24 protein-coding genes and 1 tRNA gene are annotated in these 22,973 nt (G+C 40.1%); 9 read left to right on the forward strand and 16 right to left on the reverse strand.

Annotated elements, in window-relative coordinates:
• Positions 1-891: 891 nt before the first annotated feature.
• The 7 genes from BCU57_RS07860 to BCU57_RS07890 form a co-directional block, all read right to left on the reverse strand.
• Positions 892-1,773, reverse strand: coding sequence for a JmjC domain-containing protein (locus BCU57_RS07860; RefSeq protein WP_102436276.1), 882 nt, complete (start codon positions 1,771-1,773; stop codon positions 892-894).
• Positions 1,766-2,938 (reverse strand): hypothetical protein, encoded by a 1,173-nt coding sequence (locus BCU57_RS07865; RefSeq protein WP_102436274.1) that lies wholly within the window; start codon positions 2,936-2,938, stop codon positions 1,766-1,768. The genes BCU57_RS07860 and BCU57_RS07865 overlap by 8 nt, the downstream gene beginning before the upstream one ends.
• The gene (locus tag BCU57_RS07870) at positions 2,922-4,031 is read right to left on the reverse strand and encodes an arginase family protein (protein ID WP_102436272.1); all 1,110 of its coding nucleotides are present in this window, start codon (positions 4,029-4,031) and stop codon (positions 2,922-2,924) included. Before BCU57_RS07870 ends, BCU57_RS07865 begins: the two co-directional genes overlap by 17 nt.
• Positions 4,021-4,218 carry a hypothetical protein gene (locus tag BCU57_RS07875; protein ID WP_102436270.1) on the reverse strand — a complete coding sequence of 66 codons (198 nt, stop codon included), beginning with the start codon at positions 4,216-4,218 and terminating at the stop codon, positions 4,021-4,023. The genes BCU57_RS07870 and BCU57_RS07875 overlap by 11 nt, the downstream gene beginning before the upstream one ends.
• Positions 4,219-4,261: 43 nt before the next feature.
• Positions 4,262-4,675, reverse strand: coding sequence for a GNAT family N-acetyltransferase (locus BCU57_RS07880; protein WP_102436268.1), 414 nt, complete (start codon positions 4,673-4,675; stop codon positions 4,262-4,264).
• Between the two features lie 124 nt (positions 4,676-4,799).
• Positions 4,800-5,174: a hypothetical protein gene (locus tag BCU57_RS07885; RefSeq protein ID WP_133149353.1), complete on the reverse strand. Its 375-nt coding sequence runs from the start codon at positions 5,172-5,174 to the stop codon at positions 4,800-4,802.
• Positions 5,175-5,281: 107 nt separating this feature from the next.
• On the reverse strand, positions 5,282-5,632 hold the full coding sequence (locus BCU57_RS07890) for a hypothetical protein (protein ID WP_133149352.1): 351 nt from the start codon (positions 5,630-5,632) through the stop codon (positions 5,282-5,284).
• A gap of 352 nt (positions 5,633-5,984) precedes the next feature.
• On the opposite strand from BCU57_RS07890, the gene BCU57_RS07895 reads away from it, so the two are divergent.
• A complete protein-coding gene (locus tag BCU57_RS07895; RefSeq protein WP_102436262.1) occupies positions 5,985-6,944 on the forward strand; it encodes an integron integrase in 960 nt (319 codons plus the stop codon).
• 168 nt (positions 6,945-7,112) lie between these two features.
• Here BCU57_RS07895 and BCU57_RS07900 read toward each other — a convergent pair whose 3' ends face one another.
• From BCU57_RS07900 to punC, 3 genes are all read right to left on the reverse strand, one after another.
• Positions 7,113-8,432 carry a tyrosine-type recombinase/integrase gene (locus tag BCU57_RS07900; protein WP_413211419.1) on the reverse strand — a complete coding sequence of 440 codons (1,320 nt, stop codon included), beginning with the start codon at positions 8,430-8,432 and terminating at the stop codon, positions 7,113-7,115.
• Between the two features lie 87 nt (positions 8,433-8,519).
• Positions 8,520-8,610, reverse strand: a tRNA-Ser gene (locus BCU57_RS07905).
• A gap of 80 nt (positions 8,611-8,690) precedes the next feature.
• Positions 8,691-9,953, reverse strand: a complete 1,263-nt coding sequence (gene punC / locus BCU57_RS07910; protein ID WP_102437405.1) for a purine nucleoside transporter PunC — start codon at positions 9,951-9,953, stop codon at positions 8,691-8,693.
• A gap of 126 nt (positions 9,954-10,079) precedes the next feature.
• Between punC and punR the strand changes: the two genes are divergently transcribed.
• The 6 genes from punR (at position 10,080) to BCU57_RS07940 (ending at position 13,407) form a co-directional block, all read left to right on the forward strand.
• The gene (gene punR, locus BCU57_RS07915) at positions 10,080-10,982 is read left to right on the forward strand and encodes a DNA-binding transcriptional activator PunR (RefSeq protein ID WP_102437403.1); all 903 of its coding nucleotides are present in this window, start codon (positions 10,080-10,082) and stop codon (positions 10,980-10,982) included.
• Between the two features lie 266 nt (positions 10,983-11,248).
• Positions 11,249-11,908, forward strand: coding sequence for a Bax inhibitor-1/YccA family protein (locus BCU57_RS07920; RefSeq protein WP_102437401.1), 660 nt, complete (start codon positions 11,249-11,251; stop codon positions 11,906-11,908).
• A 97-nt stretch (positions 11,909-12,005) separates the two neighbouring features.
• Positions 12,006-12,395, forward strand: coding sequence for a sulfurtransferase complex subunit TusD (gene tusD / locus BCU57_RS07925; RefSeq protein ID WP_102437399.1), 390 nt, complete (start codon positions 12,006-12,008; stop codon positions 12,393-12,395).
• A 33-nt stretch (positions 12,396-12,428) separates the two neighbouring features.
• On the forward strand, positions 12,429-12,785 hold the full coding sequence (gene tusC / locus BCU57_RS07930) for a sulfurtransferase complex subunit TusC (protein ID WP_102437397.1): 357 nt from the start codon (positions 12,429-12,431) through the stop codon (positions 12,783-12,785).
• Positions 12,785-13,075 (forward strand): sulfurtransferase complex subunit TusB, encoded by a 291-nt coding sequence (tusB, locus tag BCU57_RS07935; protein ID WP_102437395.1) that lies wholly within the window; start codon positions 12,785-12,787, stop codon positions 13,073-13,075. Before tusC ends, tusB begins: the two co-directional genes overlap by 1 nt.
• Positions 13,069-13,407 carry a TusE/DsrC/DsvC family sulfur relay protein gene (locus tag BCU57_RS07940; RefSeq protein WP_102437393.1) on the forward strand — a complete coding sequence of 113 codons (339 nt, stop codon included), beginning with the start codon at positions 13,069-13,071 and terminating at the stop codon, positions 13,405-13,407. The genes tusB and BCU57_RS07940 overlap by 7 nt, the downstream gene beginning before the upstream one ends.
• Positions 13,408-13,507: 100 nt before the next feature.
• Here BCU57_RS07940 and serS read toward each other — a convergent pair whose 3' ends face one another.
• From serS to lrp, 6 genes are all read right to left on the reverse strand, one after another.
• Positions 13,508-14,794: a serine--tRNA ligase gene (gene serS / locus BCU57_RS07945; protein ID WP_102437391.1), complete on the reverse strand. Its 1,287-nt coding sequence runs from the start codon at positions 14,792-14,794 to the stop codon at positions 13,508-13,510.
• Between the two features lie 18 nt (positions 14,795-14,812).
• A complete protein-coding gene (gene crcB, locus BCU57_RS07950; RefSeq protein ID WP_076537957.1) occupies positions 14,813-15,187 on the reverse strand; it encodes a fluoride efflux transporter CrcB in 375 nt (124 codons plus the stop codon).
• A 1-nt stretch (position 15,188) separates the two neighbouring features.
• Positions 15,189-16,520 carry a replication-associated recombination protein A gene (locus BCU57_RS07955; RefSeq protein ID WP_102437389.1) on the reverse strand — a complete coding sequence of 444 codons (1,332 nt, stop codon included), beginning with the start codon at positions 16,518-16,520 and terminating at the stop codon, positions 15,189-15,191.
• A gap of 6 nt (positions 16,521-16,526) precedes the next feature.
• Positions 16,527-17,165, reverse strand: coding sequence for an outer membrane lipoprotein chaperone LolA (lolA, locus tag BCU57_RS07960; protein WP_102437387.1), 639 nt, complete (start codon positions 17,163-17,165; stop codon positions 16,527-16,529).
• A gap of 174 nt (positions 17,166-17,339) precedes the next feature.
• Positions 17,340-20,108, reverse strand: a complete 2,769-nt coding sequence (locus tag BCU57_RS07965) for a DNA translocase FtsK (RefSeq protein WP_102437385.1) — start codon at positions 20,106-20,108, stop codon at positions 17,340-17,342.
• Between the two features lie 243 nt (positions 20,109-20,351).
• Positions 20,352-20,858 carry a leucine-responsive transcriptional regulator Lrp gene (gene lrp, locus BCU57_RS07970; RefSeq protein ID WP_076537850.1) on the reverse strand — a complete coding sequence of 169 codons (507 nt, stop codon included), beginning with the start codon at positions 20,856-20,858 and terminating at the stop codon, positions 20,352-20,354.
• A gap of 178 nt (positions 20,859-21,036) precedes the next feature.
• Here lrp and ald point away from each other — a divergent pair, with 178 nt between their 5' ends.
• Both ald and BCU57_RS07980 read left to right on the forward strand, forming a co-directional pair.
• Positions 21,037-22,152, forward strand: coding sequence for an alanine dehydrogenase (gene ald / locus BCU57_RS07975; RefSeq protein ID WP_102437383.1), 1,116 nt, complete (start codon positions 21,037-21,039; stop codon positions 22,150-22,152).
• A gap of 396 nt (positions 22,153-22,548) precedes the next feature.
• Positions 22,549-22,968 carry a secondary thiamine-phosphate synthase enzyme YjbQ gene (locus tag BCU57_RS07980; RefSeq protein WP_102437380.1) on the forward strand — a complete coding sequence of 140 codons (420 nt, stop codon included), beginning with the start codon at positions 22,549-22,551 and terminating at the stop codon, positions 22,966-22,968.
• The last annotated feature ends 5 nt before the right edge of the window (positions 22,969-22,973 follow it).

Below are 22,973 nucleotides of genomic sequence, written 5' to 3' on the forward strand. Positions count from 1 at the left end.
CCAACTAGAATGGGTGGCCTTTTTATTTGTGTAATTTTTTCGATAGGATTCATATATTCAAATTCTAATTATGGGAACAGTGGCATATAACGCTTTGCTAAGCGGCGCAGAATAGTTGGCTAAAATGTGCGAGGGACGAAGCGCAGCCAACTGTTATGCGTCCGTTTGAGCAACTTGTGTACGCCCAGCATGGGCATGAACTAATGAGGTGAAAGTCCTCTGTAGGAAGGTCACCGTTTATTAACATGCTGTTATTAAACGTTAACTACTAGCGAATGGCAAGGGCTTATCCGCGAGGATTGGTCTGGAGGAAGCCGCTAGCAAATTTGCGAGCTGATGAACAAGAACATCATATGAGGCGTAGGCTAGAGGTGAGTTGGCACAAGACGACGAAACCACGTGATCTAATGGCCACCGTAAATGATGCAGCAGTGCAAAGAAAGTTCATGTTCTTATCTGGGGAGATCTACTTAACACGCGATCGGTCATTAACCAGTGAGGCTCTGGTTTATAAGTGCCTTGGCTTTTCAGCGTCATCGACTGAAAAGAGCGAACCAGATGAAAACCGATAGCGCATAACGGGGTAACTCGGGATGTGATTAAGCAGAAGTCAGCAGACGGCATAGTAGCCGAACGCCCATCGTAATGGTTGGGACATGGTGAAGGCCTGAACCTAAAGATCAGTGAGGAGCCTGTGCAACTCAATATTTCATGCCCGACCGGGTTTAGGAGTGTTGGCGTTGATAATACAGAAGCCAGCATTGGGATATGTCGGAGCTAATCGGCCAACCTGTTCTGAAAGTCTTTGGGAACCGCCCTGTGCGGAGCCGCATGCAGGGTGGTGTGGGGGCTGGAGGCTAGATACCTCCGGCTACCCGATTAAGTCGATTTTCACCCCTGATTTATACTAACTATTTGGGCCTTTACTAATAACTTCAAAAAGTTCAATCTAGATGAAAGAGGAAAATCATCGGAAGTTATCAACTTTAGAATATTTTCAGGTGTAGAGCTTTTGATAAAATCAAAAAGATAATTTGATTCACCAACTAAAGATAAGTCGCGAATATAATTGTCTATACTCCTATTTATATCTTTTGATTCAAAATTTATTTTATCTAGCTCTGAATTTATAGAATTCAAGCTTTCAATTATAGTGAGTGTGTTCTTTTTCTTTACAGACCTAGTAATTAAATTCACTTCTTTCTTTGATGAGAGTCCAATTGTTAGATGCATTGAGAATTGATTAATGGTCTCTGTCGTGTGTTCAATATTACTCCCCAAAAAATACCAATGCCCGCGCTGAGTATGAAATTTTAGCTCAGAACTATTCTTATCCTTGTAATACCAAAGTTTTGAACCACTAATTTGAAATATGATTACATCATGATCATCAAAGTGGTACCCGACACCAGGGGAATTTGTTGGGGTTAGGTAAATATTAGCATGATAACTCTCACTGTTTTTAGAGAAGCTATCGGACAAAGATTTTTTTAATACAGGAGAAAACCTTTCGGCACCATGTAGTACCAAAGTTGCCCCTCGTGAATATAAGTCAATTATTCTTATGTTATTTATTTCACCGATTTTGTTAACAATAACCTCTTCAGGAATCGGATTTCCTAAAACTACAACCTTAATGTCATTTTTATCAAATGACGCGGATTGAAACGCCCAACAAATATCTTTATAAAATATTTCTGTATCATGTAGGTTCCAGCAAGGAAGTGTTAAACCTAAAAGTTTACTCTCGTTTCCAACCTTTAGACTAAACATCAGAAAGAACTCCTGCTTCTAACAACTTGCATACAATATCTGTTGAAATTTTTAGGTTACGGTTCGAAAAGAATTTGATATTTATGCTATCGACTGAAAAAGTGATTCCTGAATTGATGTGATTGACAATACCTTCTGCAACATCTTTATTTTTTATTATAAGCTCGAGGCCATTGGCAAATAATCTTGATTCGGTGGGGAATTCGCAAAACAAAAGCTGATACTCTGGGATAATATTAAACTCTTTTGAGTCTGTAAATTTTTCCCATTTATAACAAGGAGTTCCGATAAGAAATTTAGAGCTACGAATAAGCTTAGCTTCAGCAGCGAGGCAGTTAGATATGCAATCGGAGTATAGGCTTGAAATGTAGTCCAGTTTAGATATTATACTTTTAAAAACATAAGTATCCTTCCCATATTCAACATTATCTTTATCAGCTAGAACAAGCGACTCTAATCTTCTGGTGGCCTTGGAAATCAAACTTTGTTCAGAGGTAGGATATGGTGCAACACCTATCATAATGGTGTATTTTGGGCTTGATAAGATATGGTAAACGCCTTGTGGTATAAATAAAAAATCTCCGCCCGAAAGTTTGTAATATTCTGCGGACCTATAAATTTCATCCGCTGAAGAATTGTTCTTTATTAATAGTTTTGCATTTTCATCTTCTACAATATATGCACGCTTATCATTTTTACCACAACCAATCAAAAATGTATGTTCATCATCCTTATGCAGACCAAATGGGGTAGATTTATATTTCCCGATGAACGCATATACATCTACTCCTGATAAAGTTGCACCATAACGATCAATCCACGGTTCAACGAACACTTCGCAAAAGTAGTCCCTCAGTTCTTTGGACCAAGCATTCAGGTAATTTAATGCTATACAGTAATCATCATCTAAAAGGTTGTCGAGTTGGCCCTCTAATGGAAGGTTTTCATCGAGTCCTTCTGAGTAGAGTTTTTCCAGTAAATCATCTCTTCTCCCATTACTTTTAAATAAGCGGATTGTCGCATCTTCTCTACTTTCGTTTACGATTCTTTTTAGTACAGCCTCGACCTCATCCACTAAAAAGTGGTGTTCTTTGTTAACGCCACTATCAAATCGTAACTTGTTATTCGCAATTGCTGTCTTCACAGCACTAGTGAAATCTCTCATCTATAGCCTCAATAATCCGAGCTGCAATTTTGGCAGCATTATTAACACCAGAGTTAGAGTTACACACCTCAACTATATCCATTCCAACAACATTAAACCTTTCGAATATATTCCGGACCATATCAACCAACTGCTCACCATTAATGCCTCCTTTTAAAGGGGCCGCCACCTCGTCAGCAATCTCAGGATCGAGGCAGTCAATATCAACTGATAAATAAACAGGAACCTTTGGGTGCTTTTGTATGATATTACCTACATACTTCGAAAACCTCGAACTCTCACTATCTTGCAGTTGATATACAGGGCACGAACTGGGTTTATTGACTGATATTATTTGGTTTTTTCTTAGACCTATTTGAGCTATAAATTCACAGTCCATTTGAGATATATGAGCTATTACATTACTGTGCATTAAATTATCTAAGTTGCTTTCAGACTCGGTATCACCAAAATCATTGTGTGCATCAAAATGAATCAAACCAATTGATGAATTACAATTGTTGACAACCTCTTGAAAACAGAATTTTGTTATTGAATGATCTCCGCCTAGCACAATGGGAAATGAGTTTTTTAGATGGCACAAGTACATGCAATAAGCTACTCTCAAGCCATATGTAACAAGAGAATCGGAAGTAAACCAAGCAACATTTCCTGCATCTTGTATAGAGTTTCTAAGGTATCTTCTTATTTCTTTAGGTCCTACAAATGAAGTTCTATCTCCAACTTGTGCATAGTCAACAGCAGATCCTATTATTACCATTCCGAGTGAAATACTTTCAAAGTTTGTGATATTAAAATCACTGTAAGATCTAGCTTCTGATGTAACCCCTTGCTCGACACATAATGAAAATCGATTTGGTATAATTAGCCTAAGAGAAATCAATTCCCTCAACTCTCGAATAGTTATATTTTCAGGGTAATCTACCGACTCATGATCTAACATCCAAAGTATCAGTTCCGCAATAATAGACTTCTTTCGAAACTTCAACAATATCCCTTCGTATGAGAGTTTAATAGATAGATATTTACCTTCATCCGAAATGAAGGCCTTGCTATTAATAACAAAGCCTTCCATTACAGCTTTAGTGGCCAACGTCTCTACGCCTTCTCATAACAACATCCAGCTTCTCGATCTTTTCAACGAGAAGATCAAGTTCTTCAGGAGATACTTCTTTATCGGCAATCGTCTTTGATTTTGCTATATTGACAAGCTCTTTAATTGTAGACACTTTGCCTTCAAGTTGTTCAAGTTCATCAAGTATACTCTTCTTATCTGTCATAATTACTCACCTGTTTTTAGTTAATATAATTTAACTCTATTGTCTAACCCTTATTATTTAGCTTCACATAAATGACCTCCTTTTCTTCATCCAAATGAGATAACTCACCAGCAATAATATAACCCGCTTTTTCAAATAATGCTCTTGCTTCTACATTATCCACTTCAGTCGAAGTAAAATGTTTTACAGAGAAGATATACTTGTCAATAAATTCAAGCATAAATTTTGCTGCACCTTGATTTCTTTTGCCTTCTTTCACGCAAACGTAAGAAATAAAAGGGTAATCAAAGAATCCTGAACGTGTAAGAACGATAAAACCAACTATTTCAAAGTCAGTTTTAGAGCAAACAAATAGCTCTCCACGCTGAATTTCTTGGCGCCTATCTCCCCAAAACTCATCAAACTTATCTATCTCTTTAAAGTCTTTTGGTTCACTTAACCTTACTCTGAAAGACATGCCCCCCCCCTTCTTTCGACTTAACGCCCTGCTAATAAGTGAACCGAGTGCTGGCGGGCGATTTGCTCAGCAAATGGCATGACAGCCTTGGTGAATCTGAATTTAGCAGCTTGTTATGATTACCTTATAGACCAACACACTTTCCTTCTAGCTGGAGGTTACTCAGCTTTTCTCTCGCTTTCGAAACCGAGTTTGCTAGTTGCTTCTCATATAAATAGCCTTTTTCAGTCCCATACTTTTCTATTGTACGTGAGGCAAAAGCTATTGATTTGCAATTCTCTTCAATGAGTTTATTCAACTGGTTCGATTCTGCCAATTCTATATTTTGAATAGAATCATCGATGAAAACACTATAACTAATTTGATGTAACTGAATGTCGATGGCTTTGTTTACAGTAAATGAGTCTACTGCATTTTGGAGTAAATATGAGGCAGAAGTAATCGCTGTAACTAGACCTAAAATAACGGTTACTACGTACGTGATAATGAGCTTCTTCATACATTCCCTTGTGATCATAACGCCCAAATAATTCGCCGGAGCGAGTTGGCTGCTTTTTTGCCCCGCAAAAAAGAATACAGCTTGCGGAGGTCGAATTGATTTGATTGTTATACGCCACACCTTCCGCCCTTTGCAAATTGAAGTAACACATCTAAAACATCCATTTCCTCAAACGAACTATTAGAGTTAACAAAATCAACAAATTCTTGGGGCAGTGTATTTGGATTAAATGACCGACAAAGTGTTGCTGGCTTCGATAAGAGCTTAGCCTGCTCAAAGGCACCAACTTGATAACCAAGCAATAACATTGTGCATGAGGCTATTGCACTTTTTGAATCAAATTCATCATGCATTCCAGAACAAATTTTCTTCCAATAACCTCCTGTACCCAAAGTGAAAGCTGTTGCTGAAGCAACGTTACTTAAGGAAATAAGGAGGAAGACAATTAAAATTCTCATAGTTTTCTCAATAGCGTATAACAGCTTATTGATTAGCAGCAGGATAACCTCCTGCTTTCTTGTAAGTCTTTTCCTCAAGCTATCACTTGTAAGTATCTGTTGTAAATATATTTTTTAACAAAAAATACAGAAAAAATATGACAATTTAGAAGATAAAAAAGATGCATAGATGTTTACGAGGTCTGCATAACACTTTTATAAATATTACAAACAATTGATAATAATGAGTTAATTTTTAAAAGTTAGTATTATCGATGCGCCAATCAAACGATTTATGCATCTTTTTCATAGTAATTATCTTAACTTGAACTATAACTGTATATATATACAGTTCATTGGTGAGGCGACGGTTATGGGGCAATTAACATTTTTGGAGGCTATACGGGCAGAGATCAGGGTACGCCATTACAGCTATCAAACAGAAAAATCCTACCTCTATTGGAACCGTTATTTCATTCGACATTGTAATATTCGTCATGGCGCTGATATAAGCCCCGCTTTGATTGAACAATTTCTCTGCTTTTTAGCAGTCGAGTGTAAAGTGTCGGCGAGCACCCAGAAACAGGCCCTATGTGCCATTGTATTTGCTTGTCGCCATGTGTTAAAAGTTGAGTTCAATGAGTTACTATTTCCCTATGCAAAAGCCCCTAAACGAATACCGCAGGTATTGTCTAACGAAGAAGCAAAACTGATCATCAACAATTTGTCAGGCTACCACTATTTAATTGGTGCCATCCTATTTGGCTCAGGCCTAAGATTAAAGGAAGCCCTAAAACTTAGGGTAAAAGATATTGATCTAACCACTAAATCTATCTTTGTGTACCGAGGTAAAGGGCAAAAAGATCGAGTTTGTATGCTTTCTAACGGATTGATTGATACTCTAAAGTCACAAATGAAACTGGTAAAAAAGCTCCACGAGACGGATTTGTCAGATGGCTTTGGACTTGCTTCATTGCCCATCTCTCTCATCAGAAAATATCGCAGTAATGCTTCTAAGTTTCATTGGCAACATATCTTTCCTGCTAGCCGCCGTTGTATGCACCCAAGTGACAACTACGTGTGCAGACACCATATTCATCCAACGGCTTTTTCACGAGCATTAAGGCAAGCTACCACTAACAGTGGTATAGATAAGCGCTTTACCGCCCATACTTTCCGCCATTCGTTTGCAACATCTTTATTACTCAAAGGCCATGACATTCGCACCATCCAGGAGTTATTGGGACACAGTGATGTCAAAACAACCGAGATATATACCCATGTGATTGGTGGCCATCATACTGGGGTCATAAGTCCTCTTGATAGTCTTTAAGGCATACAACAAGGCTAGCTACTAAAGCCATATCTTTTGCTTTCTGCATTAGTAAATATAAGGCAAACACAGAAACACAAAATTAGAATGAGTCATTGTTCTAAATGATAATGGGGCAGAAATGAGCTACACACGCCCCTATCACTTTCGAATAAACACACCCGATCATCAAATATTATATTCAAGTCGCTCAATGTATTTGAGTAATGCCCTAGCCTGCATATCCTTCCCATAGCGGCCGTAGGTGATGTTTGGGTTTGCGTGGCCAACTATCTGCGCCACAATATGCTCGCTGATATCCAAACGCTTAAACTCATCGATAAAAGTGTGTCGTAGACTATAAGCCGTTGGTCGTTGACTCGCTTTCATGCCAATGCAGGTTTGTAATATCGATAGGTGCTTACAATAGGTTTTTGACCAATCTTCCACTAACCCCACTGGTTTATAATTAAACAACTGGGGATTTTTTTTACGTGTTTTTACAAATTCAATAAAGCCCTGCTCTATCAAGGTTTGGTGTATTGGAATACTGCGTCTTGCATTAGCATTCTTAATACGTTGCCCTTTGCCGCTGTCATCAACGTTAATGCAATGAATACCTTCGATTACGACGATGTCACTGGGCTTTAACTGACACGCCTCTGATGGCCTTAGGCCGCCATAAAGCATCAATCGGGTGACCCACTTAAAGTCCGCTGTTGAATCTTTAAATTCGGCTGAATGTATCAGCCTTTTTAGTTCACTCGTATCCCAACGGTCTCTTTCTTGGTTGGCTTTAACTTTGGGCTTTTGCCCTACTGTCACGTTTTCAAAAGGGTTATGGCTGCAGTAGTTCATTAACTTGCACCACTTAAAAAACTGAAATACGGCCGCTAAGTATTCTTTATTACTTTTATAGCTTCTGCCCTGTGTGAGTAGCTCATCACGGTACTTCATCGCATCAGCCGAGGTGATATCGTTAACGCAAATAGCTTGGGTGCTTTTTGGTGACCAGTTGCCGATTGTTGGCAGTAACTTAATGAAGTGACAGGTTCGCTGTTCAAGTTGTTTAATAGAGAGTGGTCTAATGCCTGACTTCTCTTTTGAAGTAACAAAACCTGCTAGAGCATCATGTAACGTCACCACGGACATTGCTTGAGCTACAGCCGTGGTTTCACGGTGTTGTGACAGCTTAGTGTCTCTGATGGGGATGCTATAACTTGATGGCTTTGTACTGATGGTTGACTTGTTTTTCTCAAATTCACTGCGAAGACTGTTAATCACTTCATCAACATAACGAATAAAGTCATTGATACAGGTTTGATGGTCTATGGTATTGATGATTTTTTTCAGTGTGCCTGCGACATCGATATTACGAATAACCGCTTGTGCTCTGTCACGGGTCAACAAAGAAACTTTAATATCAAAAGGAAAGCCTTTATCGCGTAACGATTTGGCTAAACAGATACGTGTGAAGTACACACTATTGGGAGCTCTATAAAGGTACATTGTCTGAGTCAATCCTCTCAGAAAGCCCCTCAAACGCCAGAAACAAAAAAAGCCGTTGATAATCAACGGCTTTTCTCGTATTTAATATGGCGGAGAGATAGGGATTTGAACCCTAGATGGGCTACAAACCCATGCCGGTTTTCAAGACCGGTGCATTCGACCACTCTGCCATCTCTCCGAACGAACGAGATAATAGCTATCTCACTCGCTGCTGTAAAGCATAAATTCAAGATTCTTTACTGTTTGCTTAAGTTAGCATCAATCTGCGCTGTTTTTATTAGCGTGAAGTGCGATGCTAGCAGGATCTGGCTTTATGAAGTTATTTGTTACTGAAGCCCAACTATCATGCTTTGACAATAAATAGCCTAAGTAAGCAACAACAGCACTCAATACGATACCTAAACCGATAGTCACTTCATTATATTGTACGAACATCGCGACAATACTTGATGCGCCGAACGCCATACCAATCTGAAGGAAGTTTTGTAAACCTGCAGCTTTTGTGGCATTTTTACTGAACTGCTGTAAGGCATTGTTGACGACCAAAGGATAAGTCGCACCGTTAGCTGCAGCAAGTAATGAGAAGGTTACCAATAGCGGATAAATTGATTCCATTGGGATTACCAAAGTCGCTATTGCAATGGTTGCAACACAGAAGAAAAACAGTCCCAATAAATAATTAAGCGCCTGTGTGGTACCGAATTTTTTAACAAGTACTTTGCTCATGTAACCACCCACGATAAACATGATGGTTTGTGGAATAAAGCTCAAGCCAATGGCTTTAGCTTCATAACCAAATTTAATCATTACACTTGGCCATACCGTTAAATAACTAAAGAATGCTGCAGACAATGCACCAAATATAACCACGTTACCTAAAAACCGGGTGTTTTTTAAGATGGTTTTATAGCTGATGTTTTCTTGTGGTTCTGCTTGTTTGTTCTCTGGTGCAACTAACAGCTTGGTCATAACGATAAGCAAAACCGCAAGTATTGCTAAAGTAATGAAAACTGCTCTCCAGCCAAATGTATCAACAATTGATGCACCAATGAGAGGTGCAACAGCAGGTGATAGCGCAACTAAAGGCATGATGTTTGAAAACACTTTTTGCGCTTTTTCAGCATCATATTTTTCAACGACAATAGCTTGCCAAATTACACCAGCACTACAGGCTCCTAACGCTTGGAAAAAACGTGCGATATTAAGCATAATGATCGAGTCACTGGCGACAATTAAAGCACTGGCTGCTGCAAAGATGACTAAACCAATTATTAAGGCTTTTTGTTTGCCTACTTTTTCAACTAATGGACCATAAAGTAATTGGCCGATAGCTAAACCCGCTAAGAAAGTCGTTAATGAAAAAGCGACATTGTTTAAGCTGGTATCAAATGAGTCTGCTATGTTTTGAAATGCAGGTAAATACATGTCGGTGGCAATAAAGCCCAGCATACTTAACAGTGCTAAGTAGCCTAATAAAATAAAGTACTGCACATTGGCAGAGGTAGATGATGCTTTTTTCATGAAAAAAGTGTCCGAAAGTGGCTTAATTAAAAATCAGCGTGCAGTCTAATCACTTGCAAAAGCAATGTGAAACGTTTAGTTTTGATGACTGCATTCATAAATTTTCACAGCAAAGGATAGCAAGCTATGCTTTCAGAACAAGCATTGGAAATGATCGACATTGTCGCTCGCTTAGGTAGTTTCACGGCAGCAGCTAATCAATTACACAAAGTTCCTTCAGCAGTCAGTTATGCCGTAAAACAAATCGAAGATGAACTTGGTGTCATTTTGTTTGAAAGGCATCATCGCAGTGTCAGCTTAACGGAACCCGGTAAACATTTTGTCGCCCACGCAAGAGAGCTATTGGGTGACATGAATGACTTAAAGCGTAGCACTCAACGTGTCGCTAATGGCTGGCAACCGACTCTATCTATCGCTTTAGATAATATTGTCCGCGCTGATCGTATTAGTGTACTAATTGCAGACTTTTATCGTCACTTTGACGATGTTGAACTCATCATCCGTATTGAGGTGTTTAATGGGGTCTGGGAAGCATTAGCAACAGGTCGCAGTGACATCGCCATAGGTGCAACTACAGCTATCCCTGTGGGCGGCGTATATCAGTATAAAGATATGCGCGAGATTCAATGGTCGTTTTTAGTCAGTCGTAACCACCCTCTAGCAGAAATTGATCGCCCATTAACAGACGATGAATTACGCATCTATCCCTCTATTTGTTTAGAAGATACTTCAAGGGAAATACCCAAACGCACAACTTGGTTGCTGGCCAATCAGCGCCGATTAGTGGTACCAGACTGGATAAGAGCGTTCAATTGTTTCCGTGATGGCTCAGGTATCGGCTATATGCCTAGAAACCTTGCAAAACCCTTTATCGACTCTGGGGTATTAATTGAAAAAACCTTAGAACATCCAAGAAATGCAAGCCCTTGCTGTTTAGCGTGGAATCAAGAAAAGATGTCACCTGCACTTGAGTGGGTTTTAGAATACTTAGGTGATACCGATAAGTTACATCAAGAGTGGCTCGCATAACCACAAAGCCAGCATCTTGATGACATTATTAACAAGTTGTAATGATAATTTAATGTTCAGTTCAGCTTTCTTAGTAAAAATGTTGTTTAGGACAATTTTTTATATGAACATGTGTCATTAAATAATAGTTAACATGACAGTGACACTTATATACCTTTAAGCTGTGTTAAAGCTAAGGTATTATAAATCTAAATAATTTAATAAATATCTTTTGTAGTGACTCTTATTGCGTCATTACAGTTTTTTTCGAGTCTATGGAGACTGTTATGAATCAACAAACTTTATCGGGCCATCAAGCTACAACGATGGAAACCAATAAACTGATCAAAAATACCTACATGCTATTGTCGATGACGCTTGCCTTTGCCGCTGTAATGGCTGGTGTAGCAATGATGATGAACATTGGCCCTTTCATGTCAATCGGACTATCACTTGGTAGTATCGTGGTGATGATGGTGACCCTGAAAAAAGCAGACAATGCTTCAGGGCTTGCATGGATTTTTGCCTTTACGGGTATGCAAGGTGCATCATTAGGATACATTTTAAACCACTACGCAGGTTTAGCTAACGGCCCTGAACTTATTATGCAAGCGTTTGGCTTAACCTCAGTTATCTTCATTTCTTTATCAGCTTATGCAATTAGCACTAAGAAAGATTTCAACTTCATGGGCGGCTTCCTTTTTGCTGGTCTGATTGTGGTTATCGGCGCATCACTGATCAACATGTTTGTTGGTAACAGTGTTGCATTTATGGCTATTCAAGCTGCTGTAGCAATGTTGATGGTAGGCTTAATCCTTTATGATACAAGCCGTATTGTAAATGGTGGCGAAACTAACTATATCCGTGCAACGATTTCGTTGTTCTTAAACTTCATCAACCTATTCATGGCGCTATTACACTTGATGGGCATGGGTAATGATGACTAGGCGTTAAGTTACTTGATTATTCATTTGGTTCTGACCTTGTGATTAATCAACTTACTACGCTAAAATGGCTCCCTTACAGGAGCCATTTTTTATTGTTATGAATAAATTTATTATCCAAGTTAATGGCACGGTTTATGGCTCAACAGCGAGCTTTAGAGCGCTGCGCTTTACGACAAGTGTATTGTCATTAGGCCATCAAGTTACGCGTATTTTCTTTTATCAAGACGGCGTGACTAATAGTAGCCAATTAATCTGTCCTGCCTCTGATGAATATGACTTGCACCAAGCATGGAAAAACTTGGCAACTGAACACAATATTCAGTTGATAAATTGTGTGTCAGCAGCGCTGCGCCGCGGTGTGTTGTCACAGCAAGATGCCATCGAAAACACTAAATCACAGTTCAATTCTAGCGCCCCATTTGAAATGGGTGGTTTAGGTGAGCTGGTCACAGGTATTGAAACATCAGATCGATTAGTGTGCTTTTAATGCTGATTTTAAATCACTGTGCAGGATAACCACATGAAGCAAATTTGCGTTATTTTCAGACAAAGCCCGTTGGGCAATAGTTCCAGCCGTGAAGGCTTAGACTTTGCGTTACTCAGTGCCAGTTTTGAGCAACAAGTTAGCGTGGTTTTTACTGATGAAGCTGTGCTGCACCTGCTAGCAGATCAGCAGCCAGAATTAGTCGGCAGTAAAGATTACCTATCGACGTTTAAAGCTCTTAATATTTATGATATTGAAACCGTTTTAGTGTGTGAGCAGTCAGCAAAACAATTTGGCATCACTGAAGACAAGTTTAATTTTGAGGCGCAATTAGCTGATAGCAATGCCATTAAGCAATTATTAGCGCAAAGTGATGAAGTGGTGGTTTACTAATGATTTTACATCACATTCAAACCTCAGCCACCACTGACAACGCGCTAAATTGCTGCTTACGTTATATCGCTAGTGAAGACAGTATCATCCTTGCTGACGATGCGATTAATTGCTTATTACAAAGCCATTGGCAGCAAAAATTGCTAGATATACAGATTTATATATTATCTGAAGATATACAAGCTCGAGGCTTAACAGCACTTTTACCTAGCAGCGCTAATATCTCAATTATTGATTATGACCAGTTTGTACTGGCTACATTGAAACACACGAAGGTGATTACTTGGTAAATTCAATTGAATTTAATGGACAACAAATAGAAGTTGATGCTCAAGGTTATTTAAAAAACGTTGCTGATTGGCAACCTGATATGGCAATTATTTTGGCTGCAGGTGAAGATATCGTATTAACCGAGCAACATTGGGAAGTGGTTAATTTTGTGCGTAACTTTTATCTTGAATACAAGACAAGCCCTGCTATCCGCGTGCTAGTGAAAGCCATAGGTCAGACGTTAGGGCCTGATAAAGGTAATTCAAAATACCTTTATACCCTCTTTCCTGTGGGCCCAGCTAAACAGGCGACTAAAATCGCAGGCTTACCAAAACCTGCTAAGTGCCTTTAACTATCATGTAACCAGACCTGCTAAATTTACGGCACAAAAAAACCAAACATGATGTTTGGTTTTTTTTAGGCTCAGATAACGCCTTAACGCTAGCGAAGACTTAGCCTATTTTTTCTAGACCGCGCATATACGGACGTAATACGTCAGGCACGGTAATAGAGCCATCTGCATTTTGGTAGTTTTCAAGGATAGCAACTACTGTACGACCAACAGCAAGGCCTGAACCGTTTAAGGTATGAACCAAAGTTGGTTTCTTGTCATTAACACCACGGTAGCGTGCTTGCATACGACGTGCTTGGAAATCTTTCATGTTTGAACAAGAAGAGATTTCGCGGTAGGTGTTTTGCGCAGGTAACCACACTTCAATATCGTAAGTTTTCGAAGCGCCAAAACCCATGTCGCCAGTACATAAAATCACAGTACGATATGGAAGGCCTAGCCCTTCTAGTACTTTCTCAGCATGACCTGTTAGCTCTTCTAACGCATTCATTGAATCTTCAGGTTTAACAATTTGAACAAGTTCAACTTTATCAAACTGATGCTGACGAATTAGACCACGAGTATCACGGCCGTAAGAGCCCGCTTCACTTCGGAAACAAGACGTTAATGCCGTCATTTTAAGTGGTAAATCAGCTTCTTCAACGATAGTGTCACGTACTACATTGGTCAAAGGTACTTCAGCAGTTGGAATCAAGCTTAAGCCTTGGCCTTCTTCAGTGGCCGGTTTAGTGTGGAACAAATCTTCACCAAACTTAGGTAGCTGACCTGTGCCTAATAAGCTTTCTTCGTTAACCAGTAATGGCACATACATTTCTGAATAACCGTGATTTTCAGTGTGTAGATCTAACATGTACTGACCCACAGCGCGGTTTAGGCGTGCGATTTGGCCTTTCATTACCACAAAGCGAGAACCGGTGATTTTAACGGCGTTTTTAAAATCTAACCCATCTAGATCTTCACCCAGTTTCACATGATCTTTTACTTCGAAATCAAATGTAGTTGGCTCGCCCCAAGTGCGGACTTCAACGTTATCATTTTCGTCAGCACCGGCTGGTACTGCGTCATCTGGTAAGTTAGGCATGCTCATAGCAATAGCATTTAACTCAGCTAACAATTCAGCTAGTTCAGATTTTTTCGCATCCAGTTGAGCACCTAAGTCCCCTACTTTAGCCATGATTTCACTGACATCTTCACCACGACCCTTTGCTTGACCAATGGACTTAGAAATTGCATTTCGGGATGCTTGCAATTCTTCTGTGGCCACTTGTAGCGACTTACGCTTTTCTTCTAAAGCGGTAAGGCGGCTAATATCAAGGATAAACCCACGCTTAGCTAACAGCTCAGCGGTGACTTCAAGTTCGTTACGCAAAAATTTTGGATCTAACATGTTTTATATTCTTAATAGTTAAATGCGAGAAAAAACTAGCTGCTGACCGACATATACCATGAAAATACACAGTACAACGTTCAACAACACGTTGAGAATAGCTTTTGCAAAAAGACCTTCTTGCATTAGCAATAATGTTTCATTGGAAAAAGTAGAAAAAGTCGTTAAGGCGCCTAACAATCCAACACCTATCATGGCTTTTAATTCAGGACTTAACTGGCTGGCTTGACCAATGGCATAAACCACACCCATCAAAAATGATCCCAATACATTTACCAACAGTGTACCAAAAGGGAAACTGCTTCCAAATAGCTGAAGCATGAAAATTGAGATTAGATAACGAAAAACAGCCCCAATTGAACCACCAAGGGCCACAAACATGATATTGCTCATGCTAATCATAGCGCTTTACCTCACTGGTTCGGTCTAGTTCTGCTAAATGGGCAAGTTTGTCTTTGATTCTTTTTTCAAAGCCGCGCTCGGTTGGATAATACAATTGGCTATCTTTTATTGACTCAGGGAAGTAATTCTCCCCATTTGCGTAGGCACCTGGTTCATCATGAGCATAGCGATACCCTGCCCCTAAACCCATATTTTTCATCAATTGAGTCGGTGCGTTACGTAAGTGATCTGGCACTGATTCATGCCCTGTTTCGCTTGCAAGCATTCTTGCTGCTTTAAAGGCGGTGTAAACCGCATTACTTTTTGGCGCACTGGCCAAGTAAACAATCGCTTGGGCGATAGCACGCTCACCTTCAGCAGGCCCAACGCGGTGATAACAATCCCAAGCATTAAGCGCAATATTCATTGCAGTAGGATCGGCGTTTCCTACATCTTCAGAGGCAATAGCTAATAATCTACGTGCAACATAGAGAGGATCACCGCCGCCTTCTAGTATTCGACAATACCAATACAAAGCAGCATCAGGAGCTGAGCCTCTCACTGACTTATGCACCGCAGAAATCAAATCATAAAATTGATCGCCATTTTTATCATAAGCGGCCATTTGATGCCCAGCGACTTGCGTCAGCATCTCTTGAGTAAATTCACCGTTATCAGCAACCAAGTCACTCATTAACTCGAGTAAATTTAATGCTTTGCGCGCATCACCATCACTAATTGAAGCTAACTGCTGCATTACTGTTTCAGGAATAGTAAAACCACGTTTACCAAAACCACGCTCAGTATCCATTAATGCTTGATTGATAATCGCGGCAATATCATCGCCATCTAAGCGATTGATTAAATAAACTCTGGCACGAGACAATAAGGCGTTATTGAGCTCAAAAGATGGGTTTTCAGTGGTCGCGCCAACAAAAATAACAGTACCGTCTTCGATAAAAGGTAAAAACGCATCTTGTTGGCTTTTATTAAAACGATGGACTTCGTCCACAAACAATAATGTACGCTGACCCCGGCTCTGTGCTACCGCTTTAGCTTGCTCAATGGCGGCGCGAATTTCTTTAACCCCTGAGGTAACCGCCGAAATGCGCTCTACATGGGCATTGGCATAATGCGCCACCAATTCAGCTAAGGTGGTTTTACCTGTGCCAGGAGGGCCCCATAACAACATAGAGTGAGCTCGATTGGCCTCAAGTGCTTGGCGCAGTGGTTGCCCTTTACCGAGTAAATGCTGCTGCCCTACATACTCACTTATCTCCCTTGGGCGCATTCTTGCGGCTAAAGGACGAAAGTCTGGGGCAAAATCGAAACCTAAAGTAGACACTATAACCTACTGAGCTAGGCTTGAACGTTGATCGTCAATATCAACGTTTGCCGGTACGGTAAATTCAAATAAGCCGTTTTTGTCTGCCGCAACCTTGGTTTGATTTGTTAACGTGAACTGACTGTAATTGCCTTGCTCATCTAACAAATTAAAATCAGTAAGCTCTGCCTCATTGAAACACACAGTGACAGTCACCACACTTGAATCATCCGCTTTGGGCTTAATGGAATAACAAGCTTTACCTGACTCTGGCTGAATTTGTTCAACACGATATTGAGACCAGGTAGTTTCATCACGGTGCACCAGCAACGCCATTGGCGACGCGTCGATAGCATCAGCAAAGTCCATGACTGAAACTTCTTCAGCAAAAGGGTTATAAATCCATAAATCTTTACCGTCAGCCACAATGAGCGACTCATCAGGCTCAGTTAAATGCCAGTAAAATTTGTTTGGATAAGCAAGGGCAAATACCCCTTTACCTGACTGAATGACTTTATTGTTTATATCGGTAACTTGCTGAGTAAAATCAGCTTTTAATGAGTCGGCTTTGGCTAAGCGATCACGCAATTGCGCTGATTCATCAGCTAACGCGTTGCCTGACAATAATAATGCTAAGGCTGTAACAACAGCAAAACGCTTGTTCATATAAATTCCTAATACTGTATTGCTAATTCTTAGCGATAAACTTTTAAGGCTAGTGGCTATACTTTTTGTCACTAAGGCTTTTTCTTTATAAGGTTGATTATTAATGGCTTCATTATAACGGTTTATTTGGCCAAACTGGCTATAAGCGCAGTGATTGTTATGTTCGGTCCGAGGTTAGTTTCTCGGTGGCGGAGGAGCTAAAACCTCACGATTACCATTATGACCTTGTGTACTGACAATCCCCTGGGTTTCCATCATTTCGATAATCCGCGCCGCGCGGTTATAACCAATTTTAAACTTACGCTGCACACTTGAAATTGAACCTCTGCGGGTTTCAGTGACAAACGCTACCGCTTCATCATATAACTGATCAGTATCATCATCAGATTCTGCAGCTTCACCAGGCAGCAATACTTGCTCACCTTCACTGACGCCATTAAGGATTTCTTCAATATAACGTGGCTTACCACGAGCATGCCAGTCTGCAACGACTTTATGGACTTCATGATCGTCAATGAAAGCACCATGGACACGAATAGGTACGCTGGTACCTGGTGGCAAGTACAGCATATCACCCATACCGAGTAGTGTTTCTGCGCCTTGCTGATCTAAAATGGTTCTAGAGTCAATTCTTGATGACACTTGAAAAGCGATACGTGTTGGCACGTTTGCTTTAATCAAACCAGTAATGACATCCACTGAAGGTCTTTGGGTGGCTAAGATTAAGTGTATACCCGCTGCACGGGCCTTTTGCGCAATACGGGCAATCAGCTCTTCAACCTTTTTACCGACAATCATAATCATGTCAGCAAATTCATCGACCACTACCACAATAGAGGGTAATTTTTCTAACTCAGGGGCCTGTTCATCCATACTTTCAGATGACTTCCATAATGGGTCAACTATCGGTTCACCTGCTTCTATGGCTGATTTAATTTTAGCGTTATAACCTTTTAAATTACGTACGCCAAGCGCTGACATTAACTTGTAACGTCGCTCCATTTCACCAACACACCAACGTAGTGCATTAGCCGCTTCTTTCATATCGGTGACGACTTCACATAACAAATGTGGAATACCGCCATATACGGAAAGCTCCAACATTTTCGGATCAATCATGATAAAGCGCACATCATCAGGACCAGACTTATACAAGATACTGGTGATCATCACGTTGACGCCAACTGACTTACCCGAACCTGTAGTACCGGCAACTAATAAATGCGGCATTTTACCTAAATCAACCACCACGGGATCGCCAGCAATATTTTGTCCCAGCACCATGGATAAATCAGATTTACTTTCTTCAAAGGTTTTAGAGTCTAAAACATCGCGCATAAATACCGTTTCACGGAATTTATTAGGCAATTCAAGACCCACAAAGGCTTTACCTGGAATAACCTCAACAACGCGGACACTTTCTGCTAACAATGAACGGGCTAAATCTTTCGACAAATTAGTGATTTTTGAGGCTTTGACACCAGGGGCTAATTCAAGTTCAAATCGAGTCACCACAGGGCCTGGGAATACCCCAACAACATTAGCGACAATATTAAAGTCAGCCAGCTTAGTTTCAACCAACCTCGCGACAATATCTAGTTCTTCTTTGGTAATTGGGTTTTCTTTTCTATCAGGTACATCTAATAAGGTGATACTTGGCAGTGGCGGCATTTCAACTTTAGTTTGGCCATAAACTATTTGGGGTTCTTGGCCTGGCAACACCACAATTCCTTCAACAATACGCGCTTGCTCAACAGCTTTTGTAGTGGCAGGGTTTGGCTGCGAGGTCGCTGTTGCACCTGTGCTATTAGCTTGACTGAATGCTTCACCTAACGAGTCGCTATGACTAACATGAGCCTCAGACTGTTCACTTAAATGATGATTCGCTTGTGTGAAATCAGCTGCGGGGGCATCCCCTGATGCGATCCAAGCTGGGGTTAAATTATCATCGTCTTGGTGATCATTGCTGGCGTTTAATTTGGGTTCAAGTCTACCATTATGTGGCGTTAATTTAGCCTCATGGTCTATTTCAGCGCCAAAGCTTGGCTCTACATCTTGCTCTAAGTCACCTGCCAAATTAGTTTCTTCTTTGTCGCGACTGGGTTTCACTTTCGATTTAATACGGCTGAAAAGAGAGGGTTTTTCTTCTAATTCATCAGTTTCTATTGCTGCAGTAACTTCAGCCTCATTATGCGGCATACTAGTGAGATCAATTGCTGCAGCATCAAGCTCAGCTTTGTCATGCTTTACGTTGCCAGCATCGTCACCACGGTCCTGTTTAAATTTATCAACGACAGACATAAAGCCGCGGGTATCTTCGGTTTCGTTACTAGCTGATAAATAACTTGGGATACTAATGATCTTTTTAACACACCAAATAGTGGCTAGACCTGTACTTTCAATAACGGTTAGCCAGCTTATACCGGTAGTTAAAGTAAAGCCTGCGCCGATAAAACATAGCAGTAATAAAGTTGTTCCAAGGTTATTAAAGTAAGGCATCATTGCTTGGCTGATCACATCCCCTGCCACTCCGCCAGCAGAAAATACATACATGTCATCGGCATTCATACTCGCTAACGCTGCCAATGCAAATACCACCAGTAAAAAACCGATAATCCTTAAACCGACAGAAAAATAGTCGATTTCAAACAGCTTGTGAGTACGATTAAAAATGAACCAGCCAGAAGCAGCAATAATTATTGGTATGAGATAGGCTATGAAGCCGAAAAAATAAAATAGAACATCTGCTGTCCATGCGCCAACTGCGCCAGTTAGATTACTGATTTCACCTTGGAAATGCGACTGGCTCCAGCCGGGATCATTAGGATCGAAGCTGCTAAGTGCAATAAGAATATAAGTTGCAGTCATGCAACAAATGATCAACCCACCTTCCAAAAGACGCTGAAGGCCACTAAGTGTTTGAAGACTATTTCCCTGAGACAAACGAAAACACCCAAATAAGATTTAAAAAGAATGATAACAATAACAGAATATCAATGTGTATGCAGTGATTATGCAACGCGCGGATGCCAAGCTCAACCTAATGTTTTCAGATAGATGACTGTAGAAGATAAATAATTTTAATCTGGCTTAAGTTGGTTACTTTTAAGCCTAAGATTAAGCTTGCTGTAAATTTTTGGCAAAAAAATAAAGGGCAATGCCCTTTATTTTTATTGGTTATTAAATTTAGTAAGTATCAGCTAATAAATTTAAGGCAACTTTATTAGTTTGCTTAACTTCTTCCATAACCACGTAAGTACGAGTATCAGAAACTGATGGTAACTTAAGTAATGTCTCACCTAACAAACGACGATAAGCTGACATATCTGATACGCGGGTTTTTAGTAGGTAATCAAAATCGCCAGAAACCAAATGACATTCTTGAATATCATCTAACAACTGAACGGCTTTGTTAAAGCGTTCAAAAATATCAGGGGTATCTCGAGTTAAGGTGATTTCCACAAATACAAGTAACGATGCACCTAAGTAATGAGGATTAACTAATGCAGTGTAGCCATTAATGTATCCTTGTTTCTCAAGACGTTTAACTCGTTCTAAACATGGTGTTGGACTCAGGCCAACACGCTTAGATAACTCCACATTTGATATGCGACCATCAATCTGAAGTTCGTTGAGGATATTACGGTCAATCCGATCTAAATCTTTCACAGAATTTTTCTTATTATTTGCCATATTATTAACCTTGCTTTAGCACAAAAACAACATATTCATCTTTTAATGTGTAAAGTTTAGCAGCATAAACTGCGTCAGGGGCACTATACTAGACTTCCCTGAAATAAGCACGTTCAGGTCATCGAATATAATAACTACTGGCTCGTAAAAACGAGTAAAAATCAATTAGAGGCTCAAAATGATTATTGGTATCCCTACTGAAATCAAAAACCATGAATACCGTGTTGGTATGGTTCCTTCAAGCGTTCGTGAATTAACAATTAAAGGTCATGATGTATTTGTTCAATCAGATGCAGGTATTGGCATTGGATTTACTAACCAAGATTATATTGATGCCGGTGCAGAAATCTTAGCAACCGCAGCTGAAGTGTTTGCTCAATCAGATATGATAGTGAAGGTTAAAGAGCCACAAGCTATTGAGCGCGCCATGCTGCGTGAAGACCAAATTCTATTCACTTATTTACACCTTGCACCAGACTTACCACAGACTGAAGATTTGATAAAAAGTAAGGCTGTTTGTATCGCCTATGAAACCGTAACAGATGACCGTGGTGGCCTTCCTTTATTAGCGCCAATGTCAGAAGTTGCTGGGCGTATGTCGATTCAAGCAGGCGCGCGTGCACTTGAAAAATCACTAGGCGGCCGCGGTATGTTACTGGGCGGTGTTCCAGGTGTTGAACCAGCCAAAGTAGTTATTATTGGCGGCGGCATGGTCGGTACTAATGCTGCACAAATGGCTGTAGGCATGGGCGCTGACGTGGTTGTGCTTGATCGTAGCATCGATGCTCTACGTCGTTTAAATGTACAATTTGGTTCTGCAGTTAAAGCCATTTACTCTACTGCTGATGCCATTGAACGCCACGTATTAGAAGCAGACTTAGTCATTGGTGGTGTACTGGTTCCTGGCGCTGCTGCGCCAAAACTTGTGACCCGCGATATGATTAGCCGTATGAAGCCTGGCAGCGCAATTGTTGATGTCGCAATTGACCAAGGTGGTTGTGTTGAAACATCTCATGCAACCACTCACCAAGAACCAACTTATATCGTTGATGATGTAGTTCATTATTGTGTTGCAAACATGCCTGGCGCTGTGGCTCGCACCTCTACTTTTGCATTAAACAATGCCACGCTGCCTTACATTATTAAGCTTGCAAACTTAGGTTATAAGTCTGCATTGCTTCAAGATAAGCACCTACTAAATGGCTTAAATGTCATCCATGGAAAGCTAGTTTGTAAAGAAGTAGCTGAAGCTTTAGCGCTTACATTTACTGAACCAACTAGCATGCTTAGCTAACATAAAAGCCTTAAAAAGCATTAAAAAAGCTGCTCAATGAGCAGCTTTTTTTGTGGGTAAAATGATTATGCGACAATTTGTATCACGCTGAGTTTCACGCTAAAAGTGGCTATTTTCTAGTCTTTTTTCAGTACTATTTATCTGGCTGTTGTTAACTGGATAAAATAGACTATTTTTCTTCCATTATACTCACACAAGAATAAATCAATAGAAAAGCTATACACACCAAGGGTTTCAGTGATTACAACATCAAAAATCACCTCTTTAAAACCATCGTTTTTAGCAACAGGCGTAAATGCTGTAGTATTGTTATAAACTAGTTATTTCCACTATTGGGAAAATGCCTAAATGGTAGTAGCATTCATGGTTATAAAACGACAATTAAAGTAGACAAATATGTGGATACAAAAACAAATATCATTAAAACCCAAGGCCCGTGGTTTTCATATAATCACTGAAGAGGTATTAAACCAATTACCCGAATTAGCAAGGTTTGATATTGGCTTAGTGCACATATTGCTGCAACACACCTCAGCTTCCATTACTGTAAACGAAAATGCAGATCCAACTGTTCGGCAAGACTTTGAAGCATACTTTAATAATGTGGCGCCAGAGAATGAACCATATTACATCCACACTTATGAAGGCAGTGACGATATGCCAGCCCATTTAAAATCAAGTTTACTGGGCTGTGAATTAACCCTACCCATCACCCATGGTCAATTAGCATTAGGAATGTGGCAAGGGCTGTATTTAGGTGAACATCGCAATCATGGCGGCAGCAGAAAACTACTTGTCACAATACAAGGAGAGTAGTTTTA

Source organism: Shewanella sp. 10N.286.48.B5 (assembly GCF_002874355.2).
Classification (GTDB): domain Bacteria; phylum Pseudomonadota; class Gammaproteobacteria; order Enterobacterales; family Shewanellaceae; genus Shewanella.